Raw genomic sequence first — 16,544 nt, forward strand, 5'->3', positions numbered from 1 at the left:
ATCCGAAAGAAGGCAGTCCGTTGTACGAAGGCGTGGTCCAGGACCTGATCGACGAACTGGGCAGGCTGCCCGGCGTCGGGCCCAAGAGCGCGCAGCGGATCGCCTTCCACATCCTGCAGGCCGAGCCCACCGACGTCCGCCGCCTCGCGCACGCGCTGCTGGAGGTCAAGGACAAGGTCCGGTTCTGCGCCGTGTGCGGGAACGTGGCGCAGGAGGAGCGGTGCGGCATCTGCCGCGATCCGCGCCGGGACACGACGGTCATCTGTGTCGTCGAGGAACCGAAGGACGTGGTCGCGATCGAGCGGACCCGCGAGTTCCGGGGGAAGTACCACGTCCTCGGCGGCGCGATCAGCCCGATCGAGGGCGTCGGCCCCGACGACCTGCGCATCCGCGAGCTGCTGGCGCGCCTGGCGGACGGCGAGGTGACCGAGCTGATCCTCGCCACCGACCCGAACCTGGAGGGCGAGGCGACCGCCACCTACCTCGCCCGCATGATCAAGCCCATGGGCCTGAAGGTCACCCGCCTGGCCAGCGGGCTCCCCGTCGGGGGAGATCTCGAGTACGCGGACGAGGTCACGCTGGGGCGGGCCTTTGAAGGAAGGCGACTTCTCGATGTCTGACGCAACGCTGCACGCTCTCGGCCAGGATCCGGACGACTTCGCCGCCTCGATCGCGGACCAGATCGAGTCGTTCATCGTCGCGGTCACCGAGGTCGCCAAGGGCGAGGACCCGGACAGTGCGGTGCCCTTCCTCCTCCTGGAGGTGTCCCAGCTGCTGCTGGCGGGCGGCCGGCTGGGCGCGTACCAGGACGTGCTGCCCGACGAGCGCTACGAGCCCGACCTCGGCCCCGAGCCGGACGTCGACGACCTGCGCGAGCGGTTCGCGATCATGCTGGAGCCGGTCGACGTCTACTCCGAGGTCTTCGACCCGTACGAGCCGCGCAAGGCCCCGGTGGCCCACCGGATCTCCGACGACCTGGCCGACGTGGTCGCCGACCTGCGGCACGGGCTGATCCACCACCAGGCGGGCCGCACCACGGAGGCGCTGTGGTGGTGGCAGTTCTCGTACTTCACCAACTGGGGCCCCACCGCCTCGGCGACCCTGCGCGCCCTCCAGTCCCTGATCTCGCACGTGCGCCTGAACCAGCCGCTGGCGGCCCTGGACGGCCTGGACACGGACGAGGACCTGACCGAGGAGGACCTCGCGGAGCAGGCCGGACAGGTGATGGCGCAGGAGCTGGGCCGCCTGGGCCGCACCTGACGGGCGCACCTGACCTGCCGCAGGTGACCCGCCCCGGACCACCCGGCGGAAGTGACCCTCCGGCACGGGAACCCGGACTCTGATCTTTTCGTCTCATGATGTGGTACGAGACGGTCGGATCCCGGTCGCTCGTTAGACTGCACCAGCAATGAGACGGACTGAGCGAGGAGCGCACGTGGGCCTTGTCGTGCAGAAGTACGGAGGCTCCTCCGTAGCCGATGCCGAGGGCATCAAGCGCGTCGCCAAGCGGATCGTGGACGCCAAGAAGAACGGCCACCAAGTGGTCGTCGTGGTTTCCGCGATGGGCGACACGACGGACGAGCTGATCGATCTCGCCGAGCAGGTTTCCCCGATGCCTGCCGGGCGTGAATTCGACATGCTGCTGACCGCCGGAGAGCGGATCTCCATGGCCCTGCTGGCCATGGCGATCAAAAACCTGGGCCATGAGGCCCAGTCGTTCACCGGCAGCCAGGCAGGCGTCATCACCGACTCGGTCCACAACAAAGCGCGCATCATCGATGTCACGCCGGGCCGTATCCGCACCGCGCTGGACGAGGGCAACATCGCCATCGTCGCCGGTTTCCAGGGCGTGTCCGCGGACTCCAAGGACATCACCACCCTGGGCCGGGGCGGCTCGGACACCACCGCCGTGGCGCTCGCCGCGGCGCTGGACGCCGAGGTCTGCGAGATCTACACCGACGTCGACGGCGTCTTCACCGCGGACCCCCGCGTCGTGAAGAAGGCCCGGAAGATCGACTGGATCTCCTCCGAGGACATGCTGGAGCTGGCCGCCTCCGGCTCCAAGGTGCTGCTGCACCGCTGTGTCGAGTACGCACGCCGATACAACATCCCGATCCACGTCCGTTCGTCCTTCTCGGGACTGCCGGGCACCTGGGTCAGCAACGAGAATCCGCAAGGGGACGAGCAGGTGGAGCACGCCATCATCTCCGGAGTCGCTCACGACGTCTCCGAAGCCAAGATCACGGTCGTCGGCGTTCCGGACAAGCCGGGCGAGGCCGCGGCGATCTTCCGCGCCATCGCGGACGCCGAGATCAACATCGACATGATCGTGCAGAATGTCTCCGCGGCCTCGACGGGCCTGACCGACATCTCCTTCACCCTCCCCAAGGCCGAGGGCCACAAGGCCATCGACGCCCTGGAGAAGGCGAAGAGCGCGATCGGCTTCGACTCCCTGCGCTACGACGACCAGATCGGCAAGATCTCCCTGGTCGGCGCCGGCATGAAGACGAACCCGGGCGTCACCGCCTCGTTCTTCCAGGCGCTGTCCGACGCGGGCGTCAACATCGAGCTGATCTCCACCTCGGAGATCCGCATCTCGGTCGTGACCCGCCAGGACGACGTCAACGAGGCCGTCCGCGCCGTGCACACCGCCTTCGGTCTCGACTCCGACAGCGACGAGGCCGTCGTCTACGGGGGCACCGGACGATGACGGCACCCCGGTCGACCCCGGCTCCGGCTCTCGCCGTCGTCGGGGCGACCGGAGCGGTCGGATCGGTCCTGCTCCGGATGCTGTCCGAGCGGGCCGACGTCTGGGGCGACATACGCCTGATCGCCTCCGGGCGCTCGGCGGGGCGGATGCTGTCCGTCCGCGGGCAGGAGTGCGAGGTGCTCGCCCTCACCGAGGACGCCTTCGACGGACTCGGCCCGGGTGACATCGCCCTCTTCCTCACCCCCGCCGAGATCTCGGCCAGGTGGGCCCCCGTCGTCACCACGCGCGGCGCGGTCGTCGTCGACCAGTCCGCCGCCTTCCGGGACGATCCCGAGGTGCCGCTCGTGGTGCCCGAGATCAACGCCCACGCTGCGCGGATCCGGCCGCGCGGGATCGTCGCCGCGCCCGACACCGTCACCGCCGCGATGATCGCCTCGCTGGGCGCGCTGCACGCCGAGTACGGACTGACCGAGCTGGCCGTTTCCACGTACCAGGCCGCGAGCGCGGCGGGCCGGGCCGGCTCCGAGGCGCTGCGCCGTCAGCTGTCGCTGGTCGCCGGGACCTCCCTGGGCGAGCAGCCCGGCGACGTACGCCGCGCCGTGGGGGAGGACACCGGCCCCTTCGCGGCACCGCTGGCCCTCAACGTCGTGCCGTGGTGCGGCGAGCTGGACGAGGACGGCTGGTCCTCGCACGAGCTCGCGGTACGGGCGCAGACCCGCCGGATCCTCCAGCTGGAGACGCTCCCGGTGTCGGTGACCTGCGTCCGGGTGCCGGTGCTGACCGGTGATTCGCTGACCGTGCGGGCCGGCTTCGGGAACGAGGTGAAGGCCGCGCACGCCCGGGAGATCCTGGAGGCCGCGCCCGGCGTGGTGCTCGTGGACGACCCCGAGGCGGGGGAGTTCCCCACCCCCGTGGACGCCGCCGGGACGGATCCGGCCTGGGTGGGGCGGGTGCGGGCCTCGCTCGACGACCCGTACGCGCTGGAGTTCTTCGTGTGCGCCGACAATCTCCGCAAGGGGGCGGCGCTGAACGCCACGCAGATCGCGGAACTGATCGCAGGTGAATTTGCGTAATTCGCTTTGTAGGATCGGTGCCGATCCCTTGATCAAGGTGATGGCCCGACTGCCGTTTCGCTGGACGGGGCAATCGGGAAGAGCGGGTACGCATGAGCGCAATACGGGTTTCTCCGGTGAGGCTTCCACGCGCGTACAACCCTGACGGGGGGACGCGCGTCCTACAGGCGTGGCAGAGGCACTGCTCGAAGTGGCCGTCCTACCGGCACGCGTGGGTATCGTCCCGCCGCGCCGGCATTTCCGCACGTCAGGCGGCGGTCTTCCCGTGATCGTTCCCGTTCCGCGGCCGGGGACCCCGGAGGCGCCCGCACGGGCCGCCGCACCGGTCCCGGGCGGCCTCGTGCCCGCCCAGCGTGACAACGCCGGGGCGGACGGGAACGGCAGGGACGAGACGGCCGGGCCGACCGCAGCGGTGACGGCCCACGCGACGGCCGCGGCGGAGGTGACGGCGGGCCCGACGGCCGACGTGGCGGCGCAGGTGGTGGCCGGCACCACGGTCGACCACCTCACGGCGACCTACCAGGCCCACTACCGCTCGCTCCTCGGGCTGGCCGCGCTGCTCCTCGACGACACTGCCTCCTGCGAGGACGTGGTGCAGGAGGCGTTCATCCGGGTGCACTCCGCCCGCAACCGGGTCCGCGACCGCGAGAAGACCCTGGCGTACCTGCGCCAGACCGTCGTGAACCTCTCCCGTTCCGCCCTGCGCCGGCGCATCCTCGGCCTCAAGCTGCTGTCGAAGCCCATGCCGGACATGGCGAGCGCCGAAGAAGGCGCCTACGACCAGCTGGAACGGGACGACCTGATCAAGGCGATGCGCGGGCTCCAGCGCCGCCAGCGCGAAGTGCTGGTGCTGCGCTACTTCGCAGACATGACGGAGTCCCAGGTCGCCGAGACACTCGGCATATCGCTCGGCTCGGTCAAGGCGTACGGATCGCGGGGCATTGCCGCGCTGCGGGTGGCGATGGAGGCTGCGCAGTCATGATGGACGACCACACAGCGCCGGACGCCGCGAGCGGCGAGGACGAACTGCGCATCCTCCTGCGCGGGGCCGTCGAGGGCCTCCAGCCCTCCGGGGACGCGCTGGAGCGGATCCTGCACGGCGTTCCCGCGCGGCGCCGGGCCCGCAGGCGCCGGGCCGTCGTCGTCGGCGCGGCCGCGGCCGCGCTGCTGGCGGGGACCGCGATTCCGGCCGCCCTGCACCTGGCGGGCGGCGAGGGCACGGCCCCGGACCACCATGCCATGGCCGGCCACGAGGCACAGCCGGGCACCAAGCGGGGCGGCGCGTCCGACCCGCACCAGAACGGACACGGCGCCTACCCGAAGACGGGGGGCTCCGTCAGCGGCTCCCCGGACGCGGGCGGCGCCGGACAGCCGGCCCCCTCGCAGGGCGGCTCCCCGTCCGGTGGGCCGGCCTCGGGCCCGGCGGGCACCGGAGCCTCGGGCGGACCTGCCGGTTCCACGGCCGGTCCGGCGGCGGGCACCGGCCCGCTGCCGCCGGTGGCCGCGCCGGGCGTGCCCGGATGCGGGGCGGAACAGCTGGGCGTCGTCGGCTTCATCCGCAACCCGGAGGGTGACGGCCGGGTGGCCGGCGGCTTCAGGGTCACCAACGTCTCGTCCCAGGGCTGCGCCGTCACCGGCCGGGACGCCCTGACCGCGGCCTCCGCGCCCGCCGCGACGCTGGCCCCGGGATCCGGGGTCGCGGTGGTCGGCCATACAGCGGGCGACCCGGGCAGCGGGCTGCTGCCCGACCCGTCGGCGGAGGCGCCGGTGGTGGTGCTCAGGCCACACAAGTCCTACGAGGTCCGCTTCGCCTGGGTGCCGCCGGGCGAGCCCTGTGCGGCGACCGGCGCCACCAGTGGCGGTACGCCGCCGCAGAGCGGGTCGGCGGGCACCTCGGGCAGCCTGGGCACCGGCGCGGCGTCGGAGCCGCAGACCGGCACTCCCCAGGCGCCGAGCGTCGTCGAGGTGTCCCACACCCCGCCGACCGGCGGCGCACCGACGACGCGGACGTCGATCCCCGACGCCTGCGGCGGCACGGTCTACCGGACGGGTGCGATCCCGGTCGACGACTGATCCTGCGGGTCCTGCCCGGCCGGGTCGGCGGGCTCCGCCGGGCCGGTCCGGGCGGCGGGATCCGGCGTGGCGGTCCGGGCGGCGGGGTCCCCCGCGCCGGCCGGGGCGGCGGGGTCCGCTGCGGCGGTGGGGTCGAGCAGGCCCGCCTCCGCGTCGCGCAGCGTCTCCACCTCGCGGCGGTAGAGCCGGAACCACATGAAGAGCACGAAGGCGACGAAGACGAACCACTCGCCGGTGTAGCCGAGGTTCTGGAAGGCCTTCAGGTCGAGTCCGGTGTTGGTCGGCGCCTGCGCAGGCACCGGAAGCATGCCGTCCGCCGGGGTCTGCACGGTCAGCCAGGCGTCGTACAGGGGGTGCGGGACGATGTTGACCAGCGTGGCCGCCGCGATCACGCCGACCTGCCCGGCGGGCAGACCGCCCTGGGCGTGGACCCCCTTCGTGCCCGAGTTCTCCGGGGCCTGGAGGGCTCCGGTCACCTCGACCCGCCCGGCCGGCGCGGCCGGCGCCTTCGCGGGGTCCGCCGCGCCCGGCAGCCAGCCCCGGACCACCGGGACGGCCTTGCCGGAGTCGGTCTTCAGCAGCGTCAGGACGTAGAAACCGGTCGCGCCGTCGAGCCGCCGCTCGGGCACCAGCATCTGCTCGGCGTACTCCCCGGACGCGGAAGCCAGCCGTCCGGAGGTCTCGGTGTCGACCGGGAGCAGCGAGTCCAGCGGGGCCGCCACCTGGTCGGCGGGCCGCTCGGCGGTCGCTTCCCGGTGGCTGTCGACACGGGCCTCGAACCGGCCGAGCTGCCAGGACCCCATGAACAGGCAGAAGGGGACCGCGAGCGCGACGAAGACGTTGATCCCCCACCAGCGCGGGGTCAGGAGAAACCGGTGCACCCCACCACGGTACGGGGGGTGCACCGGCCACCGGTCCTCAGGGTCGGGCGGGCAGGTGCTTCAGCGCGAACTCCAGCTCCATCCGGACCTGCTTGATCCGCTCCTCCACGACGAGCGAGCCGTGCCCCGCGTCGTACCGGTACACCTCGTGCACCGCCCCACGCGCCGCGAGCCGGTCCACGTAGTTGTCGATCTGCCGGATCGGGCAGCGGGGGTCGTTGACACCCGCCGCGATGTGCACGGGGGCCTTCACCGCGTCCACGTACGTCAGCGGGGAGGACGCCTCGAACCGGTCCGGGACCTCCTCCGGCGTCCCGCCGAAGAGGGTGCGGTCCAGCGCCTTCAGCGCCTCCATCTCGTCGTGGTAGGCCGTCACGTAGTCCGCCACCGGTACGGCGGCCAGGCCCACCGCCCACGCGCCCGGCCGGGTGCCCAGGCCCAGCAGCGTCAGGTACCCGCCCCAGGAGCCGCCCGACAGGACAAGGCGCGCCGGGTCCGCGAGGCCGGACGAGACCGCCCACTCCCGGACCGCCTCGATGTCCTCCAGCTCGATCAGGCCGACCCGGTGCTTGAGGGCGTCCGTCCACTCCCGGCCGTAACCCGTCGAACCCCGGTAGTTGACCCGGACCACCGCGAAGCCGTGGTCCAGCCAGGCCGCCGGGGCCGCGGCGAACGCGTCGCTGTCGTGCCAGGTCGGCCCGCCGTGGACGTCGAAGACCGTCGGGAAGGGGCCGTCGCCGTGGCCGGCCGGACGCTGCACGAGCGCGTGGATACGGCCGCCCGGACCCTCCACCCAGGCGTCCTCCACCGGCAGCGAGCCCGGCGGCCGCAGGCCCGGCGGGTCCAGGACGACACCACCCGCGGTGGACCGTACCGACGAGGGTTCGGCGGCCGAGGACCACAGGTACTCCACCGTCCCGTCGGGCCGCGCGGTGGCCCCGGACACCGTCCCCGGCGGCGTGTCCACGCGTACGAGCTCCCCCGCGGCCAGGTCGTAGCGCCACAGCTCGCTGCGCGCCTCGAAGCTGTGCGCGACCAGCAGCGCGGAACCGTCCGGATACCACTCGGCGCTGACGTCGCCCGGCAGGTCGATCGCGAGTTCCTGCTCGGTGCCGGTGGCCACGTCCCACACCAGCGGCTCCCAGCGGCCGCGACGCTGGTGGCCGATGAGCAGCCGGGTGTCGCCCGCGACCGGGGCGAAGCCGAGCACCTCCAGGCCGAGTTCCTCCGTCCCGCCCCGGGAGTCGTCCAGCTCGGCGACGGTGGCCCCGTCGAGGGTGAGGACGCGCAGTGCCGAGTGCATCGCGTCGCCGTGCTCGGTGTGCTCGACGGCCAGCAGGGTCCCGTCGTACGACAGGTCGCCGACGCCCGCGGACTCCCGGTGCCGGTAGATCACCGCGGGCGCGGAGCCGTCCGGGCGGACCACGTGGATGGTCGAGCCGTCCTCGTCCGTGGAGCGCCCGACCACCGTCGTGCCGTCGCGCCCGATGGCCAGCCCCGCCGGGTACGAGGGCTCCAGGCCGGGGGTGGCCGGCTCGTCGGGGCCGCCCGCGAAGGGCTGGCGCACCCAGGTGCCGAACTCGTCGCCGTCGGTGTCGGAGAACCACCAGATCCACTCGCCGTCGGGGGAGAGGGTGCCGTCGGTGGTGCCGTTGGGGCGGTCGGTGGCCTGCCGCTGCCGGCCGGTGGCGCGGTCCCAGGCGTAGATCTCGAAGGTGCCGGTCGCGTTGGAGACGAAGAGCGAACGGTCCGGGGCGTCCTCGGCCCACTCGGGCAGCCCGACGCGCGGCGCACGGAACCGCTTCTCCCAGTCGGGCATCTCGGGGGTGATCTCGCTGTCGCTGGTCATGCGCCCATTGTGGCCGCAGCCGCTCCCGGGATGCCGACTGCTCCGAACGGGCGCACAGTGGAACTCGTACGCCGAGGAGGAACGATCATGGCCAAGAAGGCCCGCACCGGCCACCACCTGCACCAGGACTCCGAACGCGCGCTGGCGAAGAACACCGCCGCCGAGGCCCGTGCGAAGGCCGCGTTCAAGGACGCCCACTCCAACGCCGCGAAGACGCGCGGCATGCAGCAGAAGGCCCAGGCCAAGCGCGGCTGAGGGCCGTCGTCCGTACGCTGGCGCCATGCGGATGATCGTCCGGGGTGCCCGGCTGCTGCACACATCAGGCCTGTCCGACGCATCAGGCCTCTACGACGTCGAGGTCGGGGAGGACGGCCGTATCGCGCGGGTGATCCCGTACGACGACCAGAAGGAACCGCCGGTCACCGGCATCCTCATCGAGGCGCACGGCGGGCTGCTGACCGTGCCGTTCGTCGAACCGCACATCCACCTCGACACGGCGCTGACCGCCGGCGAGCCGCGCCCCAACACCTCCGGGACCCTGTGGGAGGGCATCGCCTGCTGGAGCGAGCGCAAACGGACCCTGACCCGCGAGGACGTGATCGCGCGGGCCACCGAGGTGCTGCGCTGGCAGGCCTGCCACGGCGTGCTGCACGTTCGTACGCACTGCGACGTCACCGACCCGTCCCTCACCGCCCTCGACGCGCTGCTGGAGGTGCGCGACCGGGTGCGGGACGTCATGAACCTGCAGATCGTCGCCTTCCCGCAGGAGGGCATCGTCTCCTTCCCGGACGGTGAGGCGCTGCTGCGCGAGGCCGTCACCCGCGGAGCGGACGTCGTCGGCGCCATCCCGCACTTCGAGGACACCCGCGAGGACGGCGTGGCCTCGCTGCACACCGCCTTCGCGCTGGCCGAGGAACACGGCCTGCGCGTGGACGCCCACTGCGACGAGATCGACGACGAACAGTCCCGCTTCGTCGAGGTGCTGGCCACCCTCGCCCTGCGCTCGGGCCTGCGCGAACGCGCCACCGCCTCGCACACCACGGCCATGGGCTCCTACAACGGCGCGTACAGCTACAAACTCCAGCGCCTGCTGTCCCGTTCGGGCATCAACCTGGTCGCCAACCCCTTCGCCAACCTCAACCTCCAGGGCCGTTTCGACGCCTATCCCAAGCGGCGCGGCCTCACCCAGGTCCGGGAGATGCTGGCGGCCGGGGTCAACGTGGCCTTCGGCCACGACGACGTGATGGACCCGTGGAACGCCCTCGGCACCGCCGATCCGCTGCAGACCGCCCTCGTCGGCCTGTACGCCGCCCAGCTCACCGGGGCCGACGACATCCCGGTGGCCTTCTCGATGGTGACGGACCGTGCGGCGCGCGTCCTCGGTCTCGGCCCCGACGAATACGGCATCACCGCGGGCGCCCCGGCCTCCTTCGTCCTCCTGCCCGCGCCCTCGCCCGAGGAGGCGATCCGCCGTCAGGTGCGCCCCCGTTACGTGGTCTCGCGCGGCTCCGTCCTGGCCGAGACCCCGCCCGCCCCGACCCGGCTCAGCTGGCCGGGGGAGCCCCCGTCGGACGTCGACTTCACCCGCCGCCTACGCTGATGTGCCATGACGTGGACGCTCGACACCGACTCAGCCCGTGCCGCCCTGGAGATCGCGTCGGAGTACGCCGGCACGGCGCTCCTGAACCACTCCGTGCGCTCCTACGCCTTCGGCGCGCGGTACGCGGCCGACCACGGCCTGGAGTACGACCGGGAACTCCTCTACGTGGCGGCCCTCCTGCACGACCTGGGCCTCACCGCGCCGTTCGACAGCCACACCCTGCCCTTCGAGGAGGCCGGCGGCCACGTGGCGCGCGTCCTGACGGCGGGCCTGGGCTGGCCGGCGGACCGGCGGGCCCGCGCCGAGGAGATCATCGTCCTGCACATGCGAGACGACGTGAGCGCGGCCGAGGACGTGGAGAGCCACCTCCTCCAGGTGGGCACGAGCGCCGACGTCTCCGGCGTGCGCCTCGTCGAGTTCGACGCGTCCTTCACCGCCGCCCTCCTCGCCGCCCACCCGCGGGCCGGCTTCGGCCCCGTCTTCACCGCCCTGGTCGAGGACCAGGCGAGGCGCAAGCCGGCTTGCGCGGCCGCCGCCTACGTCGCCTCCGGCGCGGCCACCCGCATCGCGGCCAACCCCCTGGACGCCTGACGGGTACGCCCACGGCGCAGGTCACGTGGATCCGGCACCCGGTCGGATAGCGTGCCCGCATGTCGTGGGACGAGGACATGTCGTGGGACGAGGACGGAACACCGCACCCGCTCGCGCAGCGCCGCACCGGCCGCAGCGAACTGGAGGCGGACCGGCTGCCCGAGATGCGGGAGCTGGAGGCGCTCGGCTGGGAGCCGGCCCCCGAGGACCTGCGCTGGGTCTTCCTCCCGTACGTCTGGCCCCCGGCCGCCCGCACCTGGATCCCGGACCGGTCCACCCACTGGGCCGTCGACACCGCACTCGACGGCCACGGCCACATCACCGGCGTGGAGTGCGCCCCGCTGCCCGAGCCGGACCTGCGGGACCTCGACCGCGAGGCGGACGAGGCCCTCGCCGCCCTCGGCCTGCCGCCCCGCCCCCGGTGCCGCCTCTGGCTGCTCCGCCCGGTGGGCCCCTTCCGCACGGTCGCGGCGGTCCTCGACCACCTCGACGCACTGACCGGGGCAGCCCCCACCGCCGACCTGCCGAGCCTGGCCCGCACGGAGCTGGCGGCACTCCACGAGAGCTCCTAGCCGCTGTTGGCTACGCTGGACGTGGGGACGTGGGGGCAGCGGCGGGAGGCGGTCTCATGCGACGGCGGCATCACTTCCACATCGACCACGCGGGCCACTCGGTCAGTGCCACCGTCCAGACCGGCCGCACCGCGGTCGTCGAGGTCCTGGTCGACGGCAAGGAGACGGGCCACGCGACGACGCACGACGACCACCCCGTGACCGTCCGCATCGAGCTACCGACGGACCCCCCGACGAAGGTCTCCGTCCGCGCCACCCCGGGCCCGGGCATCCCCCGCTGCGTCTTCGAGGCCCCGGCCATAGAGCCCCACATCATGTCGCCCCGCCCCTACTGACGCCCCCGGCAAACGCAGGAAGGGCCTGATCCGCGATGCGGATCAGGCCCTTGACCTGGTCTTACTCTGTCGGGGTGGCGGGATTTGAACCCACGACCTCTTCGTCCCGAACGAAGCGCGCTGCCAAGCTGCGCTACACCCCGATCGCCGCCCTGAAGTGTTGCTGTCCTGGCGACATCGATTACTTTAGCGGACCTCTCGCCGGAGACGAAATCCGGTTTTCGCGGAGCGGGCGCGGGGGCCCTACGCCTTCGGGGTGAGGGTCAGGAGGGTGGCCTCCGGCGGGCAGGCGAAGCGGACCGGGGTGAAGCGGTTCGTGCCACAGCCGGCCGAGACGTGCAGGTAGGAGCGGTGGCCCGCCGCCTCGTGCGTGGACAGGCCCTTCACGCGCTTCGTGTCCAGGTCGCAGTTGGTGACCAGGGCCCCGTAGAAGGGGATGCACAGCTGTCCGCCGTGGGTGTGGCCCGCGAGGATCAGCGGGTACCGGTCGGCGGTGAAGGATTCGAGGACGCGCAGGTACGGGGCGTGCACCACGGCCAGTGAGAAGTCCGCGGCCGCCTCCGGTCCGCCGGCGACGCTCCCGTAGCGGTCACGCTTGATGTGCGGGTCGTCGAGGCCGGTGAAGGCCAGCTCCAGCCCGTCCAGCTTCATCCGGGCCCGGGTGTTGGTGAGGTTCAGCCAGCCTGCCGCGTCGAAGGCGTCCCGCATCTCCTCCCACGGGTTGTGCACGGCGCCGACGACCGGCTTGTTGCCGTTCAGCCCGTGCCGGCCCTGGACCTTCTCGACCAGGTAGCGCCCGGGGTTGCGCAGCCGCGGACCGTAGTAGTCGTTCGACCCGAAGACGTACACGCCGGGGAAGGACATCAACGGGCCGAGGGCGTCGAGGACCTCGGGGACGCCCTCGGTGTCGGAGAGGTTGTCGCCGGTGTTCACGACGAAGTCGGGGCGCAGCCCCGCCAGCGACTGCAGCCAGGCGCGCTTCTTGCGCTGCCCGCCGACCATGTGGATGTCCGAGACCTGGAGTACGCGCAGCGGGCGCATCCCCCGGGGGAGCACCGGCACCGAGACCCGGCGCAGCCGGAAGGACCGTGCCTCGAAACCGGCGGCATAAGCCACACCCGCGGCCCCCACCGCAGCGATTCCGGCAGCCGCTTTCAGTGGTACTCCGTAACGCGCGCGCATGGACCCATCGTCGCAGACCGGAAAACGAGTGGGCGCCACCGTCCCCGCACCTGGCACACTCACCTGCATGACCACGCTCAAGGCCAAGCTCCAGGAAGACCTCACCACCGCGATCAGGGCGCGCGACGAACTGCACTCGTCCACGCTGCGTCTGACCCTCGCCGCCATCACCAAGGAGGAGGTCGCGGGCAAGGAGGCCCGTGTGCTCTCCGACGAGGAAGTCCTCAAGGTGATCGCCAAGGAGGCGAAGAAGCGCCGCGAGGCCGCGGACGCCTTCGCGCAGGGCGGTCGTCCCGAGCAGGCCGCACGCGAGAGCGCCGAGGGCGAGTTCCTGGACACCTACCTCCCCCAGCAGCTCTCCGACGAGGAGCTGGCCGGGATCGTGGCGGAGGCCGTCGAGGAGGCCCGGTCGGCGGGCGCCGAGGGGCCGCGGGCCATGGGCGCCGTCATGAAGATCGTGAACCCGAAGGTCGCCGGGCTGGCCGAGGGCGGCCGAGTCGCCGCTGCCGTGAAGAAGGCGCTCTCGTAGGACCCGCACGACGAACGCGCACGACGAACGCGCACGACACGAAGGGAGGGCCCCGGCCGAACGGCCGGGGCCCTCCCTTCGTGTCGTCCTCGCGCACCGCCCGCTACTGGGGGCCGCGGCCGCCGATCACGTCGCCCGGGTCGATCGTGATCCCGGGGAAGGGGGTGTCCGGTTCCTCGGCGCCGCCCGTGGAGCCGCCGGTGGAGCCGCCCGTCTGGCCTGAGGTCTGGCCTGAGGTCTGGCCGCCGGGCCGCCCGCCGGGCTTGCCGTCGCCGCCGGGCTTGCCGGGCCGGTTCGGGCTGGTGGACGGCTTGTTGCCGCGGGAGCCGCCGGAGGGGACGCTCGGTTCGGCGATGTGGACCGTGGTGAAGCGCAGGGCCTCGCGGCCGGACAGCGCGCCGGTGATCGCGTCCTTCCAGATCGGGCCGGGCAGGCCACCGCCGAAGACCTTGGCGTAGGACCTGCCGCCGATCACGATGTTCTCCATCGTGATCTTCTTCGCGCCGCCCGAGCCGACCCACACCGCGCCGGAGACGTTCGGGGTGTAGCCCACGAACCAGGCGTTGTACCGGGAGTCGGTCGTACCGGTCTTGCCCGCGCTGTCGCGGTCGGTCAGGCCGGCCCGCTCACCGGTGCCGGAGTCGACCACACCGCTCAGCAGGGTGTTGATGGTGTCGGCGGTGGTCTGCGACATCGCCCGCTCGCACTTGCTCTTGGGCACCGCGAGCGCCTTGCCGTGCGCGTCGGTGATCGACTCGATGGCGACCGGGGTGCAGTAGACGCCGCGGTTGGCGAAGGACGCGTACGCGTTGGCCATCGTCAGCGGGGACATCTCCTCCGAGCCGAGCGCGATGGCGGGGCCGTCGGCCAGCTTCGCGCCGCTCGCCGGCACCACGCCGAGCTTGGCCGCCATCTCCGACACCGGGCACAGGCCGATCTCGCCGATCATCTCGACGAAGTAGGTGTTGATCGACTTCTCCATCGCCGTGCGCAGCGAGTAGGGGCCGATCTCGTCCTCGGTCTCGTTCTCCGCGGACTCCTTCTTGACGTTGATGTAGTTCGAGCCGTCGCAGCGGGAGATCGGGCTCGGGTAGGCCATCTTGTTCGGGGCCCCGTAGACCTTCGTCGGGGGCATGCCCCGCTCCAGGGCGGCGGCGGCGATGAAGGGCTTGAAGGTCGAACCGACCTGGAAGCCGAAGTTCGAGCCGCCCATCCGCTTGTCCACGGAGTAGTTGATCTGCGTCTCGTTCTTGCCGAAGCCGTACGGCTTGGACTGGCCCATCGCCAGCACCCGCCCGGTGCCCGGCTGGACCATGGTCACAGCCGTCGCGATGGAGTCCTCCTGGTAGACGTGGTCCTTGATCGACTCGTTGGCCGCGTCCTGCGACTGCGGGTCCAGGGTCGTGCGTACGGTCAGGCCGCCCTTGTTCCAGACCTTCGCCCGCTCCTCGCGCGTCTTGCCGAAGACCGGGTCGGTCAGGAAGGAGTTGCGCACGTAGTCGCAGAAGAAGCCCGCGCCCTTGACCGCCGTGATGCAGCCGTTCTTGGGCCTGGTGACCTTCAGGGTGACCGGCTTGGCCTTGGCCGCGTCGGCCTCCGCCTGCGAGACGTCCCTGGTGTCGGCCATCCGCTGGAGGACGATGTTGCGGCGCTTCATCGCCTCCTGGCTGTCGTTCACCGGGTCGTAGCGGCTCGGCGACTGCACGACGCCCGCCAGCAGCGCGGACTCCTCCAGAGTCAGGTCCTTGGCCGGCTTGCTGAAGTAGCGCTGCGCGGCGGATTCGATCCCGTAGGCCTGCTGGCCGAAGTAGGTGATGTTGAGGTAGTTCTCGAGGATCTTCTTCTTCCCGAGCTCCTCCTCGACCTGGATCGAGTACTTCAGCTCGCGGATCTTGCGGCCGAGGCTCTTCTCCTGGGCCTCGCGCACCTTGGTCTCGTCGTCGCCGGCCTCCTCGACGAAGACGTTCTTCACGTACTGCTGGGTGAGCGTCGACGCGCCCTGGGCCGCGCCGCCCTCCTGCGCGTTGCGGTTGACCGCGCGCAGGATGCCCTTGAGGTCGACCGCGCCGTGCTCGTAGAAACGCGAGTCCTCGATGGCGACGATGGCCTTCTGCATGTACGGGGAGATCGACGTGAGCGGGACCACCTGCCGGTCGCGCGAATAGACGGTGGCGATCAGGCCACCCTCGGCGTCCAGGATCGTGGTCCGCTGGCTGAGCGGCGGGGTCTTCAGATTGGCCGGGATCTCGTCGAATCCCTCGACCGTGCCCTTGGCGGCCAGTCCCAGGGCGCCTGCAGCCGGAATCGCCATGCCCGCCAGCACGACTCCGGAGAGAACGGACACCCCGAGGAACTTGGCGGCCTGCTGGCTCCCGGTGAGCCCGCCGCCCGAGCGCTTCTTTCCCATGGAGGGCAGCCTACGTTCTGATTCACCGGACACACGCGAATGCCTTGGCCTAAGCTGCCCCCAACTGTCACAGCAGACCGGTGCGACATCAACCCCTCGGCTTGATTTTCACCCTTCCCGAATGGGGTGGACTGATGTCCGAATCTCGCCGCCCCGGTGAACTTGATCCGCCGATTACACCCGAATCGCCGGAATGGTCGGGCATGTCGCAGCATCACTCCGTCGGGTGATCTGCCGCTTACCCATAGTCCGTTCGGACCATTCAAGATTGGGCCCGTCGGGGGTGTTGCACTCTGCCCGCCTTCCGTAACGTCCTCAACTGGCAGCGGTGAATATGCCGCTACCGCCGTGGGGGAGCCTCGATTCGGGAGAGGACGGCGCCGGGATGGGCTGGGTTACCGACTGGAGTGCGCAGGCAGCCTGCCGCACTACCGATCCGGATGAACTGTTCGTTCAAGGAGCGGCACAGAACAGGGCCAAGGCGGTGTGCACCGGATGTCCGGTGCGGACCGAATGCCTGGCCGACGCGCTCGACAATCGCGTCGAGTTCGGCGTGTGGGGCGGAATGACCGAGCGGGAACGACGTGCGCTGCTGCGCCGGCGTCCCACCGTCACCTCGTGGCGACGGCTGCTCGAAACCGCACGCACGGAGTACGAGCGCAGCACGGGCATCCTGACCATGGATGCAGACGCGGAGATCGACGTTCCGTACGAGACGTACGCGGCAGCCGGGTAGATCACA

General features: G+C 71.6%; 17 protein-coding genes and 1 tRNA gene. 13 read left to right on the plus strand and 5 right to left on the minus strand.

What is annotated here, in order from left to right:
• Positions 1-20 precede the first annotated feature (20 nt).
• The 6 genes from recR (at position 21) to ACIPXC_RS20305 (ending at position 5,856) form a co-directional block, all read left to right on the plus strand.
• Positions 21-620: a recombination mediator RecR gene (gene recR / locus ACIPXC_RS20280; RefSeq protein WP_030010802.1), complete on the plus strand. Its 600-nt coding sequence runs from the start codon at positions 21-23 to the stop codon at positions 618-620.
• Complete coding sequence (locus ACIPXC_RS20285) at positions 613-1,260, plus strand: DUF5063 domain-containing protein (protein ID WP_401619908.1); 648 nt, start codon at positions 613-615, stop codon at positions 1,258-1,260. Before recR ends, ACIPXC_RS20285 begins: the two co-directional genes overlap by 8 nt.
• A 175-nt stretch (positions 1,261-1,435) precedes the next feature.
• Positions 1,436-2,710 carry an aspartate kinase gene (locus ACIPXC_RS20290; RefSeq protein ID WP_030838740.1) on the plus strand — a complete coding sequence of 425 codons (1,275 nt, stop codon included), beginning with the start codon at positions 1,436-1,438 and terminating at the stop codon, positions 2,708-2,710.
• A complete protein-coding gene (locus tag ACIPXC_RS20295) occupies positions 2,707-3,783 on the plus strand; it encodes an aspartate-semialdehyde dehydrogenase (RefSeq protein ID WP_401619912.1) in 1,077 nt (358 codons plus the stop codon). Before ACIPXC_RS20290 ends, ACIPXC_RS20295 begins: the two co-directional genes overlap by 4 nt.
• Before the next feature lie 265 nt (positions 3,784-4,048).
• Complete coding sequence (locus ACIPXC_RS20300; RefSeq protein WP_401619915.1) at positions 4,049-4,765, plus strand: SigE family RNA polymerase sigma factor; 717 nt, start codon at positions 4,049-4,051, stop codon at positions 4,763-4,765.
• Positions 4,762-5,856: a hypothetical protein gene (locus ACIPXC_RS20305; protein ID WP_401619918.1), complete on the plus strand. Its 1,095-nt coding sequence runs from the start codon at positions 4,762-4,764 to the stop codon at positions 5,854-5,856. Before ACIPXC_RS20300 ends, ACIPXC_RS20305 begins: the two co-directional genes overlap by 4 nt.
• Here the strand turns inward: ACIPXC_RS20305 and ACIPXC_RS20310 are convergent.
• The gene (locus tag ACIPXC_RS20310) at positions 5,823-6,737 is read right to left on the minus strand and encodes an SURF1 family protein (protein WP_401619921.1); all 915 of its coding nucleotides are present in this window, start codon (positions 6,735-6,737) and stop codon (positions 5,823-5,825) included. The genes ACIPXC_RS20305 and ACIPXC_RS20310 overlap by 34 nt on opposite strands.
• A gap of 37 nt (positions 6,738-6,774) precedes the next feature.
• Positions 6,775-8,586: a S9 family peptidase gene (locus ACIPXC_RS20315; RefSeq protein ID WP_401619923.1), complete on the minus strand. Its 1,812-nt coding sequence runs from the start codon at positions 8,584-8,586 to the stop codon at positions 6,775-6,777.
• An 87-nt stretch (positions 8,587-8,673) separates the two neighbouring features.
• Here ACIPXC_RS20315 and ACIPXC_RS20320 point away from each other — a divergent pair, with 87 nt between their 5' ends.
• The 5 genes from ACIPXC_RS20320 to ACIPXC_RS20340 are packed head-to-tail and all read left to right on the plus strand — an operon-like array spanning position 8,674 to position 11,684.
• Positions 8,674-8,841, plus strand: a complete 168-nt coding sequence (locus ACIPXC_RS20320) for a hypothetical protein (protein WP_157879735.1) — start codon at positions 8,674-8,676, stop codon at positions 8,839-8,841.
• Between the two features lie 25 nt (positions 8,842-8,866).
• Entirely contained in the window at positions 8,867-10,186 is a 1,320-nt protein-coding gene (gene codA / locus ACIPXC_RS20325; RefSeq protein WP_401619926.1) for a cytosine deaminase, read from the plus strand.
• Positions 10,187-10,192: 6 nt separating this feature from the next.
• Positions 10,193-10,777, plus strand: a complete 585-nt coding sequence (locus ACIPXC_RS20330) for an HD domain-containing protein (RefSeq protein WP_401619929.1) — start codon at positions 10,193-10,195, stop codon at positions 10,775-10,777.
• A gap of 59 nt (positions 10,778-10,836) precedes the next feature.
• Positions 10,837-11,349: a DUF5956 family protein gene (locus ACIPXC_RS20335; RefSeq protein WP_401619932.1), complete on the plus strand. Its 513-nt coding sequence runs from the start codon at positions 10,837-10,839 to the stop codon at positions 11,347-11,349.
• 56 nt (positions 11,350-11,405) lie between these two features.
• The gene (locus ACIPXC_RS20340) at positions 11,406-11,684 is read left to right on the plus strand and encodes a hypothetical protein (RefSeq protein ID WP_401619936.1); all 279 of its coding nucleotides are present in this window, start codon (positions 11,406-11,408) and stop codon (positions 11,682-11,684) included.
• Between the two features lie 69 nt (positions 11,685-11,753).
• Here the strand turns inward: ACIPXC_RS20340 and ACIPXC_RS20345 are convergent.
• Together ACIPXC_RS20345 and ACIPXC_RS20350 are read right to left on the minus strand one after the other, a co-directional pair.
• A tRNA-Pro gene (locus ACIPXC_RS20345) sits at positions 11,754-11,827 on the minus strand.
• Between the two features lie 100 nt (positions 11,828-11,927).
• The gene (locus tag ACIPXC_RS20350) at positions 11,928-12,866 is read right to left on the minus strand and encodes a metallophosphoesterase (RefSeq protein WP_401619939.1); all 939 of its coding nucleotides are present in this window, start codon (positions 12,864-12,866) and stop codon (positions 11,928-11,930) included.
• Positions 12,867-12,933: 67 nt separating this feature from the next.
• On the opposite strand from ACIPXC_RS20350, the gene ACIPXC_RS20355 reads away from it, so the two are divergent.
• Positions 12,934-13,395: a GatB/YqeY domain-containing protein gene (locus tag ACIPXC_RS20355; protein ID WP_401619942.1), complete on the plus strand. Its 462-nt coding sequence runs from the start codon at positions 12,934-12,936 to the stop codon at positions 13,393-13,395.
• A 103-nt stretch (positions 13,396-13,498) separates the two neighbouring features.
• On the opposite strand, the gene ACIPXC_RS20360 is transcribed toward ACIPXC_RS20355, so the two are convergent.
• A complete protein-coding gene (locus ACIPXC_RS20360) occupies positions 13,499-15,802 on the minus strand; it encodes a transglycosylase domain-containing protein (protein ID WP_401619945.1) in 2,304 nt (767 codons plus the stop codon).
• A 385-nt stretch (positions 15,803-16,187) separates the two neighbouring features.
• On the opposite strand from ACIPXC_RS20360, the gene ACIPXC_RS20365 reads away from it, so the two are divergent.
• The gene (locus ACIPXC_RS20365; RefSeq protein ID WP_030648100.1) at positions 16,188-16,538 is read left to right on the plus strand and encodes a WhiB family transcriptional regulator; all 351 of its coding nucleotides are present in this window, start codon (positions 16,188-16,190) and stop codon (positions 16,536-16,538) included.
• Positions 16,539-16,544: the final 6 nt, after the last annotated feature.

Source organism: Streptomyces sp. NPDC090021 (genome assembly GCF_044748225.1).
Lineage (GTDB): Bacteria > Actinomycetota > Actinomycetes > Streptomycetales > Streptomycetaceae > Streptomyces.

Excerpts from the sequence above, each read along its gene's own strand:
- ACIPXC_RS20285 (WP_401619908.1), top strand. The coding sequence starts at position 613 with ATGTCTGACGCAACGCTGCACGCTCTCGGCCAGGATCCGGACGACTTC.
- ACIPXC_RS20295 (WP_401619912.1), top strand. The coding sequence starts at position 2,707 with ATGACGGCACCCCGGTCGACCCCGGCTCCGGCTCTCGCCGTCGTCGGG.
- ACIPXC_RS20305 (WP_401619918.1), top strand. The coding sequence starts at position 4,762 with ATGATGGACGACCACACAGCGCCGGACGCCGCGAGCGGCGAGGACGAA.
- ACIPXC_RS20315 (WP_401619923.1), bottom strand. The coding sequence starts at position 8,586 with ATGACCAGCGACAGCGAGATCACCCCCGAGATGCCCGACTGGGAGAAG.
- ACIPXC_RS20320 (WP_157879735.1), top strand. The coding sequence starts at position 8,674 with ATGGCCAAGAAGGCCCGCACCGGCCACCACCTGCACCAGGACTCCGAA.
- codA (WP_401619926.1), top strand. The coding sequence starts at position 8,867 with ATGCGGATGATCGTCCGGGGTGCCCGGCTGCTGCACACATCAGGCCTG.
- ACIPXC_RS20330 (WP_401619929.1), top strand. The coding sequence starts at position 10,193 with ATGACGTGGACGCTCGACACCGACTCAGCCCGTGCCGCCCTGGAGATC.
- ACIPXC_RS20335 (WP_401619932.1), top strand. The coding sequence starts at position 10,837 with ATGTCGTGGGACGAGGACATGTCGTGGGACGAGGACGGAACACCGCAC.
- ACIPXC_RS20340 (WP_401619936.1), top strand. The coding sequence starts at position 11,406 with ATGCGACGGCGGCATCACTTCCACATCGACCACGCGGGCCACTCGGTC.
- ACIPXC_RS20350 (WP_401619939.1), bottom strand. The coding sequence starts at position 12,866 with ATGCGCGCGCGTTACGGAGTACCACTGAAAGCGGCTGCCGGAATCGCT.
- ACIPXC_RS20355 (WP_401619942.1), top strand. The coding sequence starts at position 12,934 with ATGACCACGCTCAAGGCCAAGCTCCAGGAAGACCTCACCACCGCGATC.
- ACIPXC_RS20360 (WP_401619945.1), bottom strand. The coding sequence starts at position 15,802 with ATGGGAAAGAAGCGCTCGGGCGGCGGGCTCACCGGGAGCCAGCAGGCC.
- ACIPXC_RS20365 (WP_030648100.1), top strand. The coding sequence starts at position 16,188 with ATGGGCTGGGTTACCGACTGGAGTGCGCAGGCAGCCTGCCGCACTACC.